We start from the raw sequence: 21,359 nt of genomic DNA, 5'->3' as shown, positions 1-21,359 counted from the left end.
TTATCGCATCTCCACTTGTTCAAGTTGAGTTGCAGTCTGTTGAACAGTTTCAACAACTTCTTGTACTGGCATATAACTATTGACTAACCACTGCATGCTTGAATGTGACATATCCAAGAATGTCTGTGGGTAAAGTCCTAACCAAAGTAAACCAATCACACAGATCATCAAAATGCTCACTTCACGTACTGATAAATCTTTCAGTGGACTCGGATAGTGTTGCTTTTGTTCAGCATTTGGTTCCCCAAAAAGTGCTTTGTGAATCAGAATCAGACCGTAAAGACCTGCAAATACTAGACTTACTGCAGCAATGATTGTGAATGCAGGATAAGCTTTGAATGAACCCATAAGAATTAAGAATTCACCAATAAAGTTACCTAGACCAGGTACACCGACAAGTGCTGCAACAAAGAACATCAAGAAGAATGGTAAATATTGCAGTTGACCACGAAGACCACCCATTAAGCGTAGATCACGTGTGTGTAAACGCTCATACACTTGACCCGACATAATGAACAATGCAGCAGATGACAAACCATGTGCCAACATCATGATCATCAGACCTTGGAAAGTCAGAATATTACCTGCATAGATTGCAAGTAAAATGAAACCCATGTGTGAAATAGACGTATACGCAAGCAGACGTTTCATGTCTGTTTGTTGGTAGGCCAAGAATGCACCGTAGAAAATACCAATTAAACCCAAAATGATTGCAATATCAGCAAACTGAGCTGACGCTGCTGGGAAGAATGGAATTACGAAACGAAGTAGACCGTACGCTGCTGTCTTAATCAAAATACCAGCCAAGTCCACAGAACCCGCTGTTGGTGCTTGTGCATGCGCATCAGGTAACCAACCGTGTAATGGGAATACAGGTAATTTAACTGCAAAACCAATAAAGAAACACAACATAAATGCATATGCAACTTCTGGTGGTAAGTGGTTTGCAACAGCCAATAAGTAGTTGTAATCAAAACCAATCATACCTGTCATCATATATCCATAGACCACTAAGCCTAAGATACCGATTAACATGATCAAACCAGCAATTTGTGTATATAAGAAGAATTTAGTTGCAGCATAAACACGTGAACGACCATTCGAGCCTTTATGACCCCATAACGCAATCAAGAAATAGATTGGTACAAGCATCATCTCCCAGAAGAAGAAGAACAAGAATAAGTCAATCGCAAGGAATACACCGATAACCCCACCTAAACTCCAAAGGAGGTTTAAGTGGAAGAAACCAACATTCTTTTGAATTTCACCCCATGAACAACCAACAGCAAGTACACCAAGTAATGCTGTAAGTAAAACCATGAGTAGAGATAAACCATCCACAGCCAAGTGAATGCTAATACCCAAAGACTGAATCCACGGGAGATGGAATTCAGCAGCCCAAGTTGGGACTTTACCGCCCAACTCGTAGCTATATGTACCAGTTTGCCATAGTGCAATACCCAAACCAAAGGTAATGAGCATACCAATCAAGGCAATCCAGCGTGGCAAATGTTGGTCAAATTTATCAACCAACCAACAAATAAAACCAGCAATGAAAGGAACTAAAATCAGTGCGGGTAAAATTAAATTGTTTTCCATTTTATTTCCCCACAACCTGAATCACGATCAAGATCATCAATAACACCACTACACCGAGTGACATGCTTGATGCGTATTCACGCAATGAACCTGTTTGACGCGAACTTGTAAAGCTATTACCACCTTTCACAAGTGCAGGTAGCACTAACCATAAACCATCAATTGGATCACGACCTAAGATTTTCGCAATCAATAAATATGGTTTTACAAAAACGATGTCATACAAAGCATCAAAACCAAATGCGGTACGGCAAATGTGCGCTAAACCAGAACCCAAAGACGTTTGAGCAAATGATTTAACCGCACCATACGCAAAGGCAAATAAGAAAATACCAACAACCAAACCAACAAGGGCAACACCACTTGCTAAATGTTCTGCATGTGCAACGGCTTCTTCTAAAGCTTCAGGAACAACAAAGCTTGGAATACTTGCAGCAGTCAATAATTTTGCAACAGGTGCTTGTAAGAAATAACCAATACCTGTTGATAAGGTCGCAAGAATTGCAAGCGGTGCCCAGTAAGTCACGCCATGAATGGCATGTGCATGGGTTTTTTCTTCGCCAAAGAATACCACCCAGATTAAACGGAAGGTATAGATAGACGTTAAGAATGCGCCAGCAACACCGACCCAATACAACGTGTTATAAAGTGGAAGGTTTGCAATCGTAGACTGTGCATATACTGCACCTAAAATCGCATCTTTAGAGAAGAAGCCAACTGTTACGATTGGAAGTGCAGCTAATGCGCCACCACCGATGACAAAACACCAGAATACGAATGGAATCTTTTTACGTAATCCACCCATTTTGAAAATGTTTTGTTCGTGATGACATGCAAGAATTACGGCACCCGAAGAAAGGAACAATAACGCTTTGAAGAATGCGTGAGCAAGCATATGGAATAAACCAGCTTGATACGCCTCAGCACCCACCGCCATAAACATATAACCGAGCTGACTCATAGTTGAGTAAGCCAAGATACGTTTGATATCGGTTTGAACCAATGCAGCAAAACCAGCTACAAGTAAGGTTACTGCACCTGTAATCGAGATGAACTGCATCACTTCTGGTGCCATTTCCATCACAGAGAACATACGGCAGCATAAGTACACACCCGCTGTCACCATTGTTGCAGCATGGATCAATGCAGATACTGGTGTAGGACCAGCCATCGCATCAGCTAACCAAGTTTGTAATGGAATTTGCGCTGATTTACCTGCCGCACCTAAGAACAACATCAATGCTGTCCAAATCGACAATGATGAGCTTTGCGTCATCACAGTCGCTGCATGCTCAACAATGTACTGTGTATTCAACGTACCAAACTGTTGATAGAGCAAGAACAATGCGATGAGTAAGAAAACATCACCCACACGTGTTACGGTGAATGCCTTGATTGCTGCCCAACCATTTGCAGGGTTTGAGTAGTAGAAACCAATCAAGAGGTATGAACACAGACCTACGCCTTCCCAACCTAAGAACAATAACGCCAAGTTATCGCCGAGTACCAACAACAACATGCTGGCAACGAACAGGTTGAAATAAGAGAAGAAACGTGCGTAATCTTCTTCACCACGCATATACCATGATGCGAAGATGTGAATCAGGAAACCAACACCTGTAATCATACCTGTCATCAATAATGACAAACCATCGAGGTGCAAGCTGATGCCTGGCTCAAAACCGCCAACACTGAACCACGTCCATAAGTGTTGAACAAAAACAGTTTGGCCACTGCTAGTAAATGCAAGGCCAGCGATTAAAGCAAATAAGGCAGATAAACCAACTGAACCGACACCAATAATGGCAGCGACATTTTCAGACAGTTTGTTACGCCCTGCCGCTAACAGGATAAAACCAATGAGCGGGAATAAAACGGTTAGATATAATGTACTCATCCGCGCATCTCACTAGCAGCATCCACATCCAAGTGATGGAAGCGATGATAAAACTGAAGGACGATCGCAAGACCAATACACGCCTCTGCCGCAGCAAGCGTTAGGATCAAAATGAACATCACTTGTCCATCTGGTTGAGCCCAAACACTACCTGCCAAAACAAATGCCAATGCAGCAGCATTCATCATCACTTCAAGGCTCATTAGCATAAATAATAGGTTGCGTCGCACCATTACACCGTAAAAACCGAGTGCAAAAAGGATGGTTGCAACAATCAAACCATGTTCTAAAGGGATGTGTCCCATTATTCTTTATCCTCTTCTGCACTTGGTTCACGTTTGCCAAGGTGATATGCAGCAACTAAGGCTGCAAGCAATAACATCGCGGCAACTTCTACCAATAATAGATAGTGAGTAAATAATGCTTGACCGACTGCTTTAGGACCTACAATTTCTGTACCTAATGGTGCAGAAATCGTGGTGTATTCTCCACCCAACATCCAAACCAAAACCAAGCCCAATAAGAAACTCATGAGTGCAGGATATGCCCATGCATCAGAAGTTAACCATTTACGTTCTTGTTCAACCGTATCTTGTCCAAGGTTCAACATCATGACCACGAAGACGAACAACACCATGATTGCACCAGCATAAACAATAATCTCAAGTGCACCCGCAAAAGGCGCACCCACGATCATGAAAATACCAGCAACAGCAAGTAAAGAAACGATTAAACTTAAAAGAGCATGTACGGGATTCGTATTTGTCACAACACGTATTGTCGATACGATGGCCACAAGTGCCATCAAATAAAATGGCCACATCATGGTAATAAGCTCCGTACATCAACTGGTGCACTTTCTTTTTGTGCCTGACCTTTTTCCTTACCATTTACTGCCATACCAGTGACACGGTAGAAGTTATAGTCAGGATATTTGCCTGGGCCAGAAATCAATAAGTTTTCTTTTTCATAAACCAAGTCTTGGCGTACATATTCAGCAAGTTCAAAATCTGGAGTCATCTGAATTGCAGTTGTAGGACAAGCTTCTTCACACATACCGCAGAAAATGCAGCGTGAAAAGTTGATACGGAAAAATTCTGGATACCAACGTCCATCTTCTTTTTCCGCTTTTTGTAATGAAATACAGCCAACAGGACATGCAACCGCACACAGGTTACATGCCACACAACGCTCTTCCCCATCTGGATCACGCGTCAAGATGATACGACCACGAAAGCGTGGAGGCACAATTTGTTCAGCTGGTACTTCTGGATATAAAATCGTATCACGTTTACGTGTTACATGGCTAAACACCATCCACAACGAACGGACAATCGATCCAAATCCAGCTAGAATTTTATACATTTTGTACTCCTTGCTGTCCTAGGCCTGATTCATCAGAATCACAGCACCAGTCACTAACAAGTTGACCAACGCCAATGGCAAACAAACTTTCCAACCAAAATTCATCACTTGGTCATAACGTGGACGCATCAAAGAACCACGCGCCAATACAAACATCATTACAAAGAATGCTGTTTTAATCACGAACCAAAAAACTGGTGGAACAAATGGAATTTCTAAGTTAAATGGTGCAAGCCATCCGCCGAAGAATAACGTTACGATCAGTGCAGAGATTAAAACCACGTTTACGTATTCCGCAACGAAGAACATCCCCCACTTCATCCCACCATATTCAACGTGATAACCTTCCGCCAATTCTTGCTCAGCTTCTGGTTGGTCAAATGGATGACGATGCGTCACTGCAACACCAGCAATAACAAAGATAATGAAACCAATGAATTGTGGAATAACAAACCAAACATCACGTTGAGCTTCAACGATTTCACGTAGATTGAATGAGCCTGCAATCGCAACCACACCCATCAATGAAATACCCAAGAACACTTCATAAGAAATAGTTTGAGCAGCAGAACGAAGACCACCGAGTAACGAGTATTTGTTGTTAGACGCCCAACCACCAAATAGCACTGCATAAACTGCAATACCCGCCATTGCCATAAAGAACAATAGACCGATACTCATATCCGCAACGCCCAGTGTAGGACTTACTGGGATGACCATAAACGAAAGTACCGCAGTTGCCATCGCAACTGCTGGTGCTAAACGGAAAGTCAGCTTGTCGGCAAACTTTGGTGTCCAGTCTTCTTTGAACATGATCTTGAGCATGTCGGCAACGATCTGGAACATACCACCCGGACCAACACGGTTTGGACCATAACGGTCTTGCCATAACGCCAAGAGACGACGCTCAATAAATGACATTAAGGCAGCAACCAAAACCACCACCAACAGGATCACAACTGCTTGAATCACTGAATAAGCGATTGGCCAGTTCTCAGCCCAAAGTGGCGTTTGACGTATAATTTCTTGATTCATGAATTACACTCCTACTGCCACAGACACAGGCTCTGCCAATGAAACGGTTGGTGCTAGACCAATTGGATAACCAATATAGCCTGTTGGTAAATATTCGATGACCTGTACAGGTAAGCTGATGCTCGTTTCGCCTGCTTTCACTGTAATACGTTGACCATCTTGAACATTTAAGCGTGTCGCATCTTGTTCACCCACGGCAAACATCGCTTCAGGAATACGTGATTCCATTGCTGGTGTTTTAATGGTGAATTCACCTGAACCAAAGATATGGTGCATTGGCACAAGACGGAAGCTTTCAGGATTCACAACCACGGCTGTCGGTGCAACATAGCTACGTGCAGGACGTTTTGCTAAGCGATCGAATAAACGTACACCCGAATCACCACCTTTTAAATGACCACCAACTTCATCTTGATACTTGTTCCACGCTTGTGGCGAGTTCCAACCCGCAGCCCATGCGAAAGGTACTAAAGACGATGCTGTCTGATTACCCACATAACCTTCCATAGAGAATGTTAATGCTGAGTCTGGATCGGTTGGTTGTTTTGGCTCGTGAATCGATAACGGCGCACGCATTGCGGTACGACCTGAGTAACGACGTGGCTCACGTGCAATTTTCAAACCATGAACACGATAACCTGCATCTGGTGCAACATCTTGAATCGCTTCAAGTACTGGAACATTCTTCACGATGTCATCAATTACATCATCAAGCAATGTCCAATCGACTGCTTTACCTTTAAGACCTGTCTCAACAGCATGTAACCAACGCCATGATTCTTTGATCGCATATTCAGGCTTGTAGTAGCTTGGGTCATACACTTGATAGAAACGTTGTGCACGGCCTTCTTGACTCACTACAGTGCCATCACCTTCAGCAAAACTTGCTGCTGAAAGAACGATGTCTGCAAGCTTCACGGTCTCAGTTTCGCTGTGATCCAATACGATCACAGTTTCAGCTTTATCAAGCGCAGCTTTTACTTGAGCGACTGGCAAACGACGAGTTAGGTCATTTTCAACCACAACTACGGCATCATAGTCTTGTGCAAAAGCTTGTTCTAAACTTAAACCACCGAATAATGCTAGACCCATTGAGTTCACTTCAGGAACCGTCAAAGATAAACCAGCATTTTCACCAAGATTCTGTGCAACTTGTGCAGCAGCTTCCATAATCGCTGAGTCTTGCAAGCTTGTACCAGAGATAATCAATGGTTTTTTCGCCGCTTTTAAAGTGTCAGCAATCGTTTGTGCAAATGCTTTTGCATCATCGTCAAGACCAGATACTGTTTCACCTTTTACAGCAGCAGCGACAGCAAAACCTAAACGTGCAATATCGTTTGGAGAAGCAACAACTTCACCTGTTGCAACATCTGCTAAACGCGTTTGTGTTGCAGCAAGAATATAAATCGGTGATTTTGCTTCTTGGCCAATACGTTGCACAGGCTCTGCTAACCAGTCAGGAGTACGCGTTTTCGCAGCCATTTCTTTCGCTTTATTTTTCGCAGCTTGGCGAACTGATAAAGCCATACGTGGTGCTGTTTGCGTTAAGTCTTCACCCAAGATTAGAACTGCATCATAGCTCTCAATTTCACGCATGTTCGGGTTATAAATACCCTGTGTTTGCATGATTGAAGCAGCTAACTCAACCAAGTTCTGCTCTTTTTGAGACATACCTGTTGAATAGTTGGCTTGACCAACAAGTTGGCGAAGTGCGTAGTTTGATTCCAAGCTTGCACGAGGAGAACCGATACCTAGAACTTTCTTACCTTTAAGCTGTGCAATGACTTGATCAAGTGCCTGATCAACACTCACAGTTGCAACAGTTTCACCGTTACGGAATTGAGGTTGGCGTGGACGATCTTCACGATTGACATAACCCGTACCGAAACGACCTTTATCGCAAAGGAAGTATTGGTTTACTGAACCATTGAAACGGTTTTCAACACGACGGATTTCGCCATAACGCTCACCCGGTGAGATGTTACAGCCCGAAGAACAGCCATGACATACGCTCGGCGCATACTGCATATCCCATTTACGGTTATAGCGTGCAGAGTGCGTTTTATCGGTAAATACACCAGTTGGGCAGACTTCAGTCAAGTTACCAGAGAATTCAGATTCTAAAGTACCTGATTCCGGACGACCGAAATAAACACGTGATGCATTAGCATAGACACCAAAGTCTGTACCACCCGCATAATCTTTGTAGTAACGTACACAACGATAGCACGCGATACAGCGGTTCATTTCATGTGCAATAAACGAACCCAATTCTTGGTTATGATGGGTACGCTTCGTGAAGCGATAGCGACGACGGTCATGTTGCGTCATCACCGTCATATCTTGTAAATGACAGTGACCACCTTCTTCACAGACTGGACAGTCATGTGGGTGGTTGGTCATTAAGAATTCGACGATTGATGCACGAAAATCTGTTGCTTCTTTGTCTTCAATCGAGATATAGGTATTGTCGGCAGCTGGTGTCATACAAGACATGACTAAGCGCCCACGTGTATCTTCCGCATTATTATATTGCGTAACAGCACATTGACGACAAGAACCAACAGAACCTAAGGATGGGTGCCAACAAAAATACGGGATGTCGATACCAAGGCTGAGACATGCTTGTAGCAAGTTTTCAGAGCCATTGACTTCATACGATTTTCCATCGACATGAATTGTAGCCATAGTCGAATTCCTTAAGCTTGTTCTACGTCAAGAGCAGAAGCATGGGTTTTAACCTTTGCTTCAAACTCATGGCGGAAATATTTTAATGCGCCCATAAGCGGCTCCATCGCACCCGGTGCGTGAGCACAGAAAGTTTTACCGATCCATAATTTACGAGTCAGTTCTTGTAAATGATCGATATCTTCTTTCTTACCTGTACCTGTTTCGAGTGCTTTCAGCGCTTTGACTGCCCAAGGTAAGCCATCACGGCACGGTGTACAGAAACCACATGATTCACGTGCAAAGAACTCTTCTAAATTACGCGTTGCAGAGACCATACACTGGGTTTCATCAACCACCATCAACAAACATGTTCCTAAACGTGAACCTGCTTTCATGATGCTTTCAGCGTCCATTGGCAGGTCAATATGTTCAGCCGCCAAGAAATCTGTTGATGCGCCACCCGGTAACCATGCTTTCAGTGTTAGACCGTCACGCATACCGCCCGCATGATCTTCAATCACTTCGCGCGCAGTTGTACCAAAAGGAAGTTCCCAAAGTCCTGGGAATTTCACCTTACCTGATGCACCATAGATCTTCGTACCTGGATCTTTAGACTTATGTGCAGAAAGGTTGATATACCATTCTGGACCACGCAACATAATCGCTGGCAAGTTATTATAGGTTTCAACGTTATTGACAATCGTTGGACGACCCCATGCACCAGCAACTTGTGGGAATGGTGGTTTAGTACGCGGATTGGCACGACGACCTTCAAGCGAGTTAATCAATGCAGTTTCTTCACCACAGATATAACGCCCTGCACCCGTGTGAACATACATCTCAAAGTTCCAACCAGTACCGAGGATGTTTTCACCCAAGTAACCTTTGGCACGAACTTGCTCTAATGCTTCATTTAAGTATTGAGCTGCTTCGATGTATTCACCACGAATGAAGATATAACCATGCGTTGCTTCAAGGGTATAACCTGCGATCAACATACCTTCGATCAATTGATGTGGAAGTTTTTCCATCAACAAACGGTCTTTAAAGGTACCTGGTTCCATTTCATCAGCATTACAGATCAGGTAACGTGGACCTGAATTGTCGTTTGGCGCCATCAGTGACCATTTGATCCCTGCTGGGAAGCCTGCACCGCCACGACCTTTAACTGTCGCAGCTTTAATCACGTCAAGTACATCTTTTGGTGGCATGCTGAGCGCTTTTTTGAAGCCTGCATAACCTTCTAAAGCTTCGTATTCATCAGCATTGCGTACTGCATCTTGCTTACTCAAACGCCAAGTGAGTGGATGAGTTTCTGGATTACCGTCGCCATAAATTGGTTTTGGTTCAGTATTCATACATACTTCTCCAATAACTGTTTAACTGATGACACATCCACTAAACCGTGAGTATCTTCATCAATCATTAACGTTGGACCTTTATCACAGTTGCCTAAACAGCAAATTGGGAGCAAGGTGAAACGACCATCTGCTGTGGTTTGTCCATACTGAATGCCTAACTCTCGCTGAAATGCTTCTGCTAAAGTTTCCGCACCCATCAAGAAGCATGCAATTGAGTCACATAACAAAATCACATGACGACCTACAGGTTGGCGATAAATACGGTTATAGAACGTTGCTACACCCTCTAAATCTGCCACACTGATTGTCAACAATTGCGCAATCGCATTCATTTGAGCGTCATCTACCCAGCCATTACGACGTTGTACGCATTTTAATGCATCCAATGATGCCGCACGTGGATATGGATAGTGATCAATATGGTGTTCAATCTCATGGATTTCTTCAGCAGTCAAAATCCCTTCAACATTCACACGAGGTTTTTTATCAGTCAAAATCATCATAATCGTTTACCCCTAGCGATCCACGTCAGCCATAACCACGTCAATGGTCGCCAAATAAATGATCAAGTCAGAAACCAAACTGCCATTAATCACAGAAGGCATTTGCTGCAAATGTGTGAAGGTCGGTGTACGAATACGAGTACGGTAACTCATCGTCGACTTATCTGAAGTCAAGTAATAAGTACTCGCACCTTTCACCACTTCAGTCATAAATGATGACTCACCTGCAGGCATGACAGGACCCCATGACACGCTCAAGAAGTGCGTAATCAAGGTTTCAATATCTTGTAATGTCTTATCTTTCGGTGGTGGAACTGCCAATGGATGATCCGCTTTATATGGACCAGAAGGCATATTATCCAAGCACTGTTGAATGATTTTTAGTGATTCAGTGATTTCACGGAAATGCACTAAAACACGCGCATATGCATCGCCTTCATATTCCACTGGAACATCAAAGTCGAAGTTTTCATAACCACTGTATGGACGATATTTACGAACGTCAAAGTCAATACCCGTTGCACGTAAACCAGTACCCGTTACACCCCAAGCCAACGCAGATTTAGCGTCGTATTGCGCAACATTGCGGGTACGACCAATAAATACTGAGTTTTTAAGTGCCGCAGTGTAGTACTCGTTCAAACGTTTTGGCATCCACTCTAGCAATTCTTTAACAAGTTTTTGCCAGTTGTTTGGAAGGTCATGCGCCGTACCACCGATACGGAACCATGCTGGATGCATACGGTAACCCGTGATCGCTTCAACGATGTCATAGACTTTTTGACGGTCTGCGAACATATAGAATACAGGGGTCATACCACCCGCATCCTGAATCGCTGTACCACAGAATAATAAGTGGTTATTGATACGGAATAATTCGTTTAACATCACACGAATGACTTGCGCACGCTCAGGTACTTTAATACCAGCAAGCTGCTCAACTGCCATCACATAAGGCATGTTTTGCGCACAACCGCCCAAGTAGTCAACACGATCGGTATAAGGAATAAATGAATGCCATGTCTGACGTTCAGCCATCTTTTCCACACCACGGTGGTGATAACCAATATCAGGTACGCAGTCTTTCACTTCTTCACCGTCCAACTGTAATACGACACGGAACGCACCGTGTGCAGATGGATGGTTAGGACCTAAGTTCAAGAACATGAAGTCTTCATCAGCATTGCCGCGTTTTAGCCCCCAGTCTTCAGGCACAAAGCGTAGGTGTTCTTGTTCAAAATCCTGTTTCGCTTGATTCTGCATATACGGCGTATATTCTGTCGCACGCGCAGAATATTCTTTACGTAATGGATGACCTTCCCAATAGGTTGGTAACAAGATACGACGGAGCATTGGATGCCCTGCAAAATCGATACCAAACATATCGTAAGCTTCACGCTCGTACCAGTTGGCATTTGGCCAAATATTGGTTGCGGTTGGGATGCTTAAATCATTTTCATTTAATGCAACTTTAATACGAATATCACTATTACGCTCTAGCGATAACAAGTGATAGAACACAGTAAAGTCTGATGCTGGTAAACCATCACGGTGAACACGTAAACGCTCATCAACCGCAGATAAGTCAAACAGCATTACATAAGGACGTTCCACTTTACGGAGGAACATAAGGACTTCTTGCACGCGTGCGCGCTCAACCCAGACTGTTGGAAACTCTTCAAAAGTCGCCTGCACATAGAAGTTCTCACCAAATTTGGTTTTGAGCTCTTCTACGATTGCAAATGCTGGGCGTGAATCAACTTGCGTTGACTCTGGCATAGCAATGTCAGTTTCAGCCATTGGCTTGGCTTCCTATTTAATACAAATTCTGGCAATTTTCCCGATGATCATGTCTCTTCAGACATGTCACAATTCATCGTTCAAATTATTTAATTTCATCCATAGAGCGTAAGTTTTTCACCGCAATACGTTCCGCATTTTTACGATCGCGTTCTGGCATCATCTTTGGCTTATACACAGGCTGAAGATCATCACCAATCACCGCTGAAAGTGGACGGCGCTCTAGTTGAATTTGGTCTTGAAGTAACATCAATGCTTGGATCAATGCTTCTGGACGAGGTGGGCAACCTGGGATGTACACATCAACAGGAATAATTTTATCGACACCTTGTACTACAGAATAGATGTCGTACATACCACCAGAGTTCGCACAAGCACCCATAGAGATGACCCATTTAGGCTCAAGCATTTGTTCATACAAACGTTGAATTACAGGTGCCATTTTGACAAAGCAGGTTCCTGCAACAATCATTAAATCTGCTTGACGTGGTGAAGCACGAATAACCTCAGCACCAAAACGAGATAAGTCATGTACACCAGTTAAAGTCGTCGCATATTCAACATAACAGCATGATGTACCGAAGTTAAAAGGCCATAAAGAGTTTTTACGTCCCCAGTTCACTGCGGTATGCAACACATCTTCAAGACGTGTCATCATCACACTTTTATTCACTTCTTCCTCAAGAGGATCAGTTACGATTTGACGATCTTGTAATGGATACTGATCGGCATCTGGATTCGCACGGGTTAAAGTATATTTCATCCCGACTTACTCCTGTTCAAATGATGATGTAGTCGGTGTTTTAGACTTAACACGACCAGAAGACTGTGCTGGAATATGACCAGTAGGATCGACAACAAGCTCTTCAATATTATTGAATCGAGTAATGTCAGCAATATTCATATTCGGTGAACCAATTTTTGTTGTCACACCAGCAGATTTACGACGATCTACAGGTGCCCAATTCAGCGCGCCTACAGAAATTGCATAAACCAAAGCGATCAAAAGATCCACAACAAAAATAACGACCGTGGTAAATCCAAACCAACCTACTTCACGAACTGATGTCGACCATGCGTAGAGGTAAAGAGCTTCCAAGTCAAAGACAACGAAGAAAATTGCAACTAAATAGAATTTGGCTGACAAGCGGATACGAGCACCGCCCGCACCAACTACACCTGATTCAAACTGCTCTTGCTTCGCACGCCCCCATGCTTTACCCCCGAGGAGTAAGGGAACTGTAAGCATAAAAACGCAAAGAAATGTAACGCCGATCACGAAGGCGATAATCGCCCAATCGTATGGAGTAATGGCACTCATGCGGGGATAACTCCTGGCAGGCCTATTTTTAACAAAGAATGTATGTATTGGCCTTCAAATACACCAAACACAAAATTAATCCCGCCAATTGTACCTGATTTCTAATTTCTCATGCTAGTTGAAGCGCTTTAGTCTTTAGGATGATTTTGTTGATTAATTTCCTGATACGACCTAGATCGCTACAAATTCACCCTTAAAAATCGAATTATCGAATCGACTAACCAATGTTAATCATTTTTTTCTTTATTCTTGCGCCAAAAATATCCGCAACTTGTCATCAATGCTCAAAAATATTGCAGCATGAACTAAATCATTGCATTGATACAAATTTATGCTGAAAATTTAAACAAAATTTATATAATAGCCCGACCTAATTTCCCCCAAAAAAAAGTGTCAGCATGGAGGCTGTTCATGCCTGTGCCGAACAGATTCGCCGACACATGAGCCAAACTCCTATTTCAATTGATCAATAGCAGCATTTTTTCATTCAGCTTAGCATTGGCCTGTGCATTTGCACGCCCGAAAATCACCAGCCGATTGAGCATTTATTCAAGCAGGCGGACAATGCGCTTTACCACGCAAAAAGATAGGGCCGAAATCAGGTTGTCATTTCGACATAATATGTTGCAATTCAGCTACATGCTTTAATTAACTTTATACACTATTTGGCTGAGAGATCGATATTCTAAAAGTAGCAAACAAGGAGAAAAATATGCATTTAGAATATACACATGACTCAGATTATTTCTTTTTTTCACAGCTGCTGATGCGGCACATTGAAAGTTATATTCGAAAACACCCTGATGCTGATAATGCAATTTTCGACCTAAGAGATATCTATGAAGTCTTTAGAGAAGACTTTGCGGCAACAACAACCAATCTTGAAAGTATTCTAAACATTGCTGATAGCTATAAAGTTGAAACATTAAATGGCGATCAACCATTGATTAAAAGTTATAAAATAGACGTAAAAAATAATTCATTACTTCTGGATTTTAATATAGATGCACTGAATGGCTTAAGGTCTGGTCATCCATTAATCGAGCCTGATTCATCTATTCATGAATAAGCAATATTTATGCTTCATAAAAAATTAAAGCCAAAGCTTTATGCTTTGGCTTTCTTATATTCTTCATACAAGCTTAAATGAATTAAAACTATTTTTTTATGTTCTGTTTATAACGCTTCGCTGGCCATGTCATGGTAAAACGTGCGCCACCTAAGTTAGGGCTTTGGTCTACCATAATATCTCCACCGAACCAATACGCGATACGACTCACGATTGATAAACCCAAACCATACCCACCTGATGCGCGTGTACGACTATCATCCAAACGAGCAAAGGCTTCAAAAATACGTGCGCGCTCTTGCTCTGGAATGCCTGGTCCATCGTCCTCTACACAGACATATGCCTTACCATCAGCACGAACACCACCACTAATTCGAACTTTATGATCGCAATAACGAACGGCATTTCCAACCAAGTTTTGTACCACACGATGCAAATAGCGACGTTCAGCATCTACAGATAATGACAACGGCGGTGCAATTAACTCAATTTCTTTTTGAGTCTTCAGTGCTTCAGTTTCCATTGCAACCTGATCGAGTACTTCGACCAGCACAAGGTCCTCAAAGTCCAAAGATGGTGTACCCTGCTCCAGTTTCGCATAGGTCATGATCTCATCAATCAGGGTATTGAGTGCCTCAATATCCTTATCAATCATCTCCACCTGCTGAATACGGTAACTATAGTCATCCTCTTCTGCCAGCATCTCCATACCAAAGCGGATACGCGCCACAGGCGTTCTGAGTTCATGCGACACTGCGCGCATTAATTCCCGTTGCGCCTCAATCAGGCGCTGGATATGGTCTGACATATTGTTATAACTTGATGCCAAATTTGCCATTTCATCTGTGCCTTCAATCGGAACACGTAATGACAGGTCACCCGATTTCATTTTATTCAGGGCATGACGAACCTGACGAATTTTCCGCTCAAGCGGTAGAATTAAACCGTAAACACCTAGACTTAATAAGAATAAGCTAAATAAGGTAATACCTGCTGAAAGCTGAAAAGGCATCCAATTAAACATTGGAACTGGACCTAAGATAAGAACTTGTGCAGGATGATTTGGCATTGGAGAAACAATTGAAATCGTTGTACCACGTACAGTTGCACTATCCTTATATAACAGAATACTTTGGTCTTGACGTAAACGACCGATTTGCTCTGAATCTAGATTAATATCTTTAATATTGGCAATCGTAATCGGATAGTAAAAATGTTTTTTAATTCTTTCTAAATATTCACGCTCTTGCCCCGGATAAAAAATCAAATAATCCAGTACAAAAATTGGCAATGCCTTCATTTGGCGCTCACCGAGCTTATCCACTTTGATATAAAGATAATGTTTCGCATCATCTTTCAGACCAATAATGATATAACCCACACCATTATTGGCATCATAACGAACCACCGATTTCTGCTCAGCAATCCGCTTTTTCTCAGTACGAGAAAGCTCTACACGTGCTGCATCAACATAGTAGATTGGAAGTTCTAATAAATCGGAAGCATCAGAAATCCAATCTAGCTTTTGTTGTTTTTGAGGCTGTCGAGATACCCCCTCACTGATGACATATGAAATACCATCCGTCAGATATTCACGATATTCTTGCGCGCGTTGATAGTTGATGACCTGTACCAGCAAATAACAAAATGCGGCAACAACAACAACTAAAACCACTAATCCAGCATAAATTCGCAAGAAAATGCTGTTTTTTAGTACTCGACTTACCATAAGGGAAATAAATCCAAGCTAATTTAAAGCAAGATGCAAATTATATCCCGTTAGTTTCTTTAACGAATAAATAACCTTTGCTACGCACAGTTTTGATACGTTTTGGATTTTCTGGATCATCACCAATTTTTGGACGAATACGTGAAATACGCACATCGATCGAACGGTCTTGACCATCGTATTCAATACCACGGAGACGCTCAAAAATATCTTCACGAGATAAGATGCGCCCTGCGTTTGAAGCTAGTAACCACAACAAGTCATATTCAGCGCTCGTAAAATCAACCAGCTCACCGTTTAAAGTCACTGAACGACCACCGTTATCAATCACGAGATCATCAAACTCGATACGTTGAGCAACTTCGTCTTCAACTGTTTTATCAGTACGACGTAATAAAGCACGAATACGAGCTAATAAAACACGTGGTTGAACGGGTTTAGCAACATAGTCATCTGCACCCATTTCTAAACCAAGTACCTGATCCATATCTTCTGTACGCGCTGTCAACATCAAGATCGGTTGATGGTAATGTGGACGAACTTCTCGACAAACGGTTAAACCATCTGCACCTGGTAACATCACATCCAAGACAACTAAATCTGGTTGCTCACTGATAATACGGCGAATCGCACGATTACCATCTGTTTCGACCCCAACTTCTAAACCGTTACGAATCAAATACTCTTGTGTTAAGCGAGCTAAACGTTCGTCATCTTCAACGATCAAAATTTTTGGTAACTTTTCTTCTTGGCTCATTTGTATGCCCCTACAATTAGAGTGAATCTATCTATAAAAATCTGACAGATACATTGGTTTATGTTTTGCAATATACACACGTTTACATTGTAAACAAGTAGGCGTTCACCAAACTGATACACGGCTAAGCACTTTTGTTATATTTTTATTAATATGATGAATTTTAATGTCTTTTTCAGAATTACATGCTTGTTATAAACAACATGGATATTGAGTATAAATTTTGTACCAGTATTAAACAATTTGTTTCTTTGCGCTTCCGAAATAATTTAAGTGTCTGTTTTTTGAGTTATCCACAGAGTTATCTATACGTCTTTTTAAAGCCCTTTGCTATGCTATGTGCCTGTGAATACAGCAGTTAAAACACAAAAAAAACTTTAGTAAAATGTCAAGATTGATATGCTGTTAAAAATCCCGTATCTTGTGTTGAAAATAAACTTTAACCACTAAGTATTGTGTTTATCCCTCAAACATCGTGGCATAAATTTTGCTCGATTCAAACGGTCTATGAACATAAAAATAGATGATAATGGAGCTATGCTGACATGAGCATCATCACTTCTACTCCTGGTCAAATTCAGGTAATTAAGCGCACTGGTGAAATCGCGTCTTTTAATGCCGAGAAGATTTCTGTTGCGATCGGGAAAGCCTTTTTAGCTGTTGAAGGTCAACAAGGTGCTGACTCTAGTCGCATCCATGACCGTATCACTCAATTAACAGAGATGGTACTCAATACGTTTAATCGTCGTTTACCTTCTGGCGGTACGATTCATATCGAAGAAATTCAAGACCAAGTTGAATTAGCACTGATGCGTACAGGCGAGCAAAAAGTTGCTCGTGCTTATGTGATTTATCGTGAACAACGTGCCACTGCTCGTCAGCAAGCAGGTGCGAACCATCATCCTACCCTTCAAATCACTGATGCTCATGGACAGCTCCAACCATTAGACCTTGGTGCACTTACAGCGACAATCGAAACAGCAAGTGAAGGTTTGGAAGGGATTGATGTTCAAGCGATCGTCGATGAAACCGTTAAAAACTTATACAACGGCGTAAAAGAAAGCGACATCGCAACCACCATGATGATGGCAACACGTACTCGTATCGAGCAAGAGCCAAACTACACGTATGTAACTGCACGCTTATTACGTAATGAGCTAGTGAGCACAGGTTTAGAGTTCTTAGGTCTATCTAAAGACACATTAGAAAATGATGCTTTAGAAACTTTCTTGAAGAAAGGGATCGAGCTTGATCTTCTTTCTGCTGATCTTCTTGATTTTGACCTTGCAAAATTGGCAGCAGCGATCCAACCAGAACGTTCAAACCAGTTTACTTATTTAGGTCTACAAACTTTATTTGACCGTTACTTCATTCACTCAAATGGCGTACGTTTCGAATTACCGCAATTATTCTTTATGCGCGTGTCGATGGGTCTATCGCTCAATGAAGAAAATAAAGAAGAACGCGCAATTGAGTTCTATAACTTATTGTCTAGCTTCGACTATATGGCTTCTACGCCAACCCTGTTTAACTCTGGTACATTACGTCCACAATTATCAAGCTGTTATTTAACAACAATTGGTGATGACCTATATGACATTTATGGTGCAATGCGTGACAACGCGATGCTCTCAAAATGGGCTGGTGGTTTAGGTAATGACTGGACACCTGTGCGTGCTTTGAACTCATATATCAAAGGCACAAACGGTAAATCACAAGGTGTTGTTCCGTTCCTGAAGGTTGCCAACGATACGGCTGTTGCAGTGAACCAAGGTGGTAAGCGTAAAGGCGCAGTCTGTGCTTACTTAGAAACTTGGCACTTGGACGTTGAAGAATTCCTAGAGCTACGTAAAAACACAGGTGATGACCGTCGTCGTACTCACGACATGAATACAGCGAACTGGGTTCCTGATTTATTTATGCAACGTGTATTTGAAGATGCTGAATGGACACTATTCACACCTTCTGAAACACCAGACTTGCATGACTTAACAGGTGCTGAATTTGCTGAGCGTTATGCACACTACGAAGCTGTAGCAAAACAAGAAAACATGCTACACAAGAAAGTACGTGCCAAAGACTTATGGCGCAAAATGCTTTCGATGTTGTTCGAAACAGGTCACCCGTGGATCACATTCAAAGACGTATGTAACTTACGTTCACCACAACAACATGTAGGTGTAGTTCACTCATCTAACTTGTGTACAGAAATCACTTTAAATACAAACCAAGATGAAATCGCGGTCTGTAACTTAGGTTCGATCAACCTTGTACAACATGTTCAAGGTGGTGTGTTAGATCGTGAGAAACTTGCTCGTACCATTAAAACTGCAGTACGTATGCTTGATAACGTCATCGACATTAACTACTACGCAGTACCACAAGCGAAAAACTCGAACATGAAACACCGCCCTGTGGGTATGGGGATCATGGGCTTCCAAGATGCACTATATGAAATGGGCATTGCTTATGGTTCAGATGCAGCAGTCGATTTTGCTGATGAATCAATGGAAGTGATCAGCTATTACGCAATCGAAACTTCGAGTAACTTGGCAATCGAACGTGGTGCTTATTCAACATTTAAAGGTTCATTGTGGGATCAAGGGATCTTGCCAATTGACTCTTTAGAAATTGTTGCGAAATCTCGTCCAGAGCGTATGTTCGAAGTTGATCGTACTCAACGTTTAGATTGGGATAGCTTACGTACTAAAGTTCAAAAAGACGGTATGCGTAACTCGAATGTGATGGCAATTGCACCTACTGCAACGATCTCTAACATTTGTGGCGTGTCTCAATCAATTGAGCCAACATTCCAGAACTTGTATGTGAAATCTAACCTTTCTGGTGAATTCACTGTAATCAACCCTTACCTTGTTCGTGCATTAAAAGAACGTGGTCTGTGGGATACTGTGATGGTGAATGACCTGAAACACTTCGAAGGCTCAGTACAAAAGATTGCGCGTATTCCTGAAGAATTAAAAGCAATCTTCGCAACTGCGTTTGAAGTAGATACACGTTGGATCGTAGATGCTGCTTCTCGTCGTCAAAAGTGGATCGATCAAGCACAGTCATTGAACCTTTACATCGCTGGCGCGAATGGTAAGAAACTTGACATCACGTATAAGATGGCATGGTTACGTGGTCTTAAAACTACGTATTACCTCCGAGCTTTAGGTGCAACATCTGCTGAGAAATCAACAATTAATACTGGTGCACTGAATGCAGTAAAACCAGCGACAATTGAAGCACCTATCGTTGCGGCTCAAGCAGTTGAAGAGAAAAAACCTGAAGCTCAAGTTGAAGAAGATGGTTTCACAACAGCAGCTCCTGTACCAATGGCTTGTTCAATCGACAATCCAGATTGTGAAGCTTGTCAGTAATTAGATCTTGGAGAAACCCTTCTTAAATAAAGTAGGGTTTATTTAAGATTTAAAGGAAAGAGGCAAAGATTATGTTGAATATTAGCCATAACTACATGTTAGGACTAGCTGTTTTAATCTTTGCCTTTATTTTCTTTTATGTACCAATGGTCTATGCATTTTTAGCCATTCGGAAACAGCAGCGTAATCAAAATAAGTAGTTTTATTCTATAGCTTTTAGCAGATGAATTACTTCTTTTGATTATGTAGAAATACAAGATCAAATCTAAATTGATGATTATGAAAGCTAAAAGCGAAGTAATAATTTGATATTTAGAAAAATTTGAGAAAATGTTGGGGATATTGGCATATCCCCTCCATTAAACTCAGAAAACCAAGAATACGGTTGCCTGAAGACTTTCCGCAAAGAAAGTAAGCGAATATTCGTTCACTTTGAGTCTTGAGTCAACTGTTAATTCTCCTCAATTAACTAACGCTTTGTTTTTAGGAGCATTAAAAATGCAACCAAAAATTTGCACTCACAATCTCAATTTGAAGGAAAATTTGCATGAATTTCATGTGTTTAAGCTACGACCTATATAACAAACCTCGCTCTAGTTATTCTAAGATTTATCAAACTCTTGAACAATATGAGCATGAAAGATTACAGAAGTCGATTTGGTTATTAAAAACTCCTAAATCGCCAGATGAAATCATGAAAGATTTTAGGCATTGCGTCGACCAAAAAGATCGTCTTGCGGTATTTCCAATCGACCAAAATTTGTTAAATATTTTGAAGGAGTAAAAGACCCCTTATCATTTATTAGCAGTAATAAATGATTTTGAAACAGTAGAAAGATTATAATCATTCTACTGTTTCAGGGGGTTCATTCC

The 21,359-nt window shown here is 41.8% G+C and carries 18 protein-coding genes and 1 pseudogene; 5 read left to right on the top strand and 14 right to left on the bottom strand.

The features are described 5' to 3' along the window. The 12 genes from nuoM to ndhC form a co-directional block, all read right to left on the bottom strand. Positions 1 to 1,599: an NADH-quinone oxidoreductase subunit M gene (gene nuoM, locus HYG88_RS07955; RefSeq protein ID WP_178882865.1), complete on the bottom strand. Its 1,599-nt coding sequence runs from the start codon at positions 1,597 to 1,599 to the stop codon at positions 1 to 3. Between the two features lies 1 nt (position 1,600). After that, positions 1,601 to 3,496 (bottom strand): NADH-quinone oxidoreductase subunit L, encoded by a 1,896-nt coding sequence (gene nuoL, locus HYG88_RS07950; protein WP_005218109.1) that lies wholly within the window; start codon positions 3,494 to 3,496, stop codon positions 1,601 to 1,603. Beyond that, positions 3,493 to 3,801: an NADH-quinone oxidoreductase subunit NuoK gene (nuoK, locus tag HYG88_RS07945; protein ID WP_004638057.1), complete on the bottom strand. Its 309-nt coding sequence runs from the start codon at positions 3,799 to 3,801 to the stop codon at positions 3,493 to 3,495. Before nuoK ends, nuoL begins: the two co-directional genes overlap by 4 nt. Then, positions 3,801 to 4,319 (bottom strand): NADH-quinone oxidoreductase subunit J, encoded by a 519-nt coding sequence (gene nuoJ, locus HYG88_RS07940; protein WP_171063546.1) that lies wholly within the window; start codon positions 4,317 to 4,319, stop codon positions 3,801 to 3,803. The genes nuoK and nuoJ overlap by 1 nt, the downstream gene beginning before the upstream one ends. Then, positions 4,319 to 4,861, bottom strand: coding sequence for an NADH-quinone oxidoreductase subunit NuoI (gene nuoI, locus HYG88_RS07935; RefSeq protein WP_004663751.1), 543 nt, complete (start codon positions 4,859 to 4,861; stop codon positions 4,319 to 4,321). Before nuoI ends, nuoJ begins: the two co-directional genes overlap by 1 nt. A gap of 18 nt (positions 4,862 to 4,879) precedes the next feature. Further along, a complete protein-coding gene (gene nuoH / locus HYG88_RS07930; protein ID WP_004663752.1) occupies positions 4,880 to 5,896 on the bottom strand; it encodes an NADH-quinone oxidoreductase subunit NuoH in 1,017 nt (338 codons plus the stop codon). 3 nt (positions 5,897 to 5,899) lie between these two features. Next, on the bottom strand, positions 5,900 to 8,584 hold the full coding sequence (gene nuoG, locus HYG88_RS07925; protein WP_178882864.1) for an NADH-quinone oxidoreductase subunit NuoG: 2,685 nt from the start codon (positions 8,582 to 8,584) through the stop codon (positions 5,900 to 5,902). An 11-nt stretch (positions 8,585 to 8,595) separates the two neighbouring features. After that, positions 8,596 to 9,924: an NADH-quinone oxidoreductase subunit NuoF gene (gene nuoF / locus HYG88_RS07920; RefSeq protein ID WP_087547032.1), complete on the bottom strand. Its 1,329-nt coding sequence runs from the start codon at positions 9,922 to 9,924 to the stop codon at positions 8,596 to 8,598. Next, positions 9,921 to 10,430 carry an NADH-quinone oxidoreductase subunit NuoE gene (gene nuoE, locus HYG88_RS07915; protein ID WP_087545390.1) on the bottom strand — a complete coding sequence of 170 codons (510 nt, stop codon included), beginning with the start codon at positions 10,428 to 10,430 and terminating at the stop codon, positions 9,921 to 9,923. Before nuoE ends, nuoF begins: the two co-directional genes overlap by 4 nt. 12 nt (positions 10,431 to 10,442) lie before the next feature. Beyond that, the gene (gene nuoC / locus HYG88_RS07910; protein WP_004914299.1) at positions 10,443 to 12,230 is read right to left on the bottom strand and encodes an NADH-quinone oxidoreductase subunit C/D; all 1,788 of its coding nucleotides are present in this window, start codon (positions 12,228 to 12,230) and stop codon (positions 10,443 to 10,445) included. An 85-nt stretch (positions 12,231 to 12,315) separates the two neighbouring features. Further along, a complete protein-coding gene (locus HYG88_RS07905; protein ID WP_004638049.1) occupies positions 12,316 to 12,993 on the bottom strand; it encodes an NADH-quinone oxidoreductase subunit B family protein in 678 nt (225 codons plus the stop codon). 6 nt (positions 12,994 to 12,999) lie between these two features. After that, entirely contained in the window at positions 13,000 to 13,551 is a 552-nt protein-coding gene (gene ndhC / locus HYG88_RS07900; RefSeq protein WP_004663758.1) for an NADH-quinone oxidoreductase subunit A, read from the bottom strand. A 413-nt stretch (positions 13,552 to 13,964) separates the two neighbouring features. On the opposite strand from ndhC, the pseudogene HYG88_RS07895 reads away from it, so the two are divergent. Then, a pseudogene (locus tag HYG88_RS07895) lies at positions 13,965 to 14,141 on the top strand (GGDEF domain-containing protein); the annotation flags it as partial. Between the two features lie 122 nt (positions 14,142 to 14,263). Continuing rightward, positions 14,264 to 14,620: a hypothetical protein gene (locus HYG88_RS07890; RefSeq protein ID WP_087536821.1), complete on the top strand. Its 357-nt coding sequence runs from the start codon at positions 14,264 to 14,266 to the stop codon at positions 14,618 to 14,620. 88 nt (positions 14,621 to 14,708) lie between these two features. Here the strand turns inward: HYG88_RS07890 and bfmS are convergent, their stop codons facing one another. Both bfmS and bfmR read right to left on the bottom strand, forming a co-directional pair. Continuing rightward, the gene (bfmS, locus tag HYG88_RS07885; protein ID WP_005158651.1) at positions 14,709 to 16,349 is read right to left on the bottom strand and encodes a sensor histidine kinase BfmS; all 1,641 of its coding nucleotides are present in this window, start codon (positions 16,347 to 16,349) and stop codon (positions 14,709 to 14,711) included. Between the two features lie 40 nt (positions 16,350 to 16,389). Beyond that, entirely contained in the window at positions 16,390 to 17,106 is a 717-nt protein-coding gene (gene bfmR, locus HYG88_RS07880) for a response regulator transcription factor BfmR (protein ID WP_004655457.1), read from the bottom strand. Between the two features lie 545 nt (positions 17,107 to 17,651). On the opposite strand from bfmR, the gene HYG88_RS07875 reads away from it, so the two are divergent. From HYG88_RS07875 to HYG88_RS07865, 3 genes are all read left to right on the top strand, one after another. Next, entirely contained in the window at positions 17,652 to 20,486 is a 2,835-nt protein-coding gene (locus HYG88_RS07875) for a ribonucleoside-diphosphate reductase subunit alpha (RefSeq protein WP_178882863.1), read from the top strand. Between the two features lie 71 nt (positions 20,487 to 20,557). Then, positions 20,558 to 20,686, top strand: coding sequence for a preprotein translocase subunit YajC (locus tag HYG88_RS07870; protein WP_178882862.1), 129 nt, complete (start codon positions 20,558 to 20,560; stop codon positions 20,684 to 20,686). Between the two features lie 347 nt (positions 20,687 to 21,033). Next, the gene (locus HYG88_RS07865; protein ID WP_178882861.1) at positions 21,034 to 21,270 is read left to right on the top strand and encodes a CRISPR-associated protein Cas2; all 237 of its coding nucleotides are present in this window, start codon (positions 21,034 to 21,036) and stop codon (positions 21,268 to 21,270) included. Positions 21,271 to 21,359 lie beyond the last annotated feature (89 nt).

It is taken from the genome of Acinetobacter sp. SwsAc4 (assembly GCF_013391535.1).
Classification (GTDB): domain Bacteria; phylum Pseudomonadota; class Gammaproteobacteria; order Pseudomonadales; family Moraxellaceae; genus Acinetobacter.
This window is presented reverse-complemented; position numbering and strand designations above follow the sequence as displayed.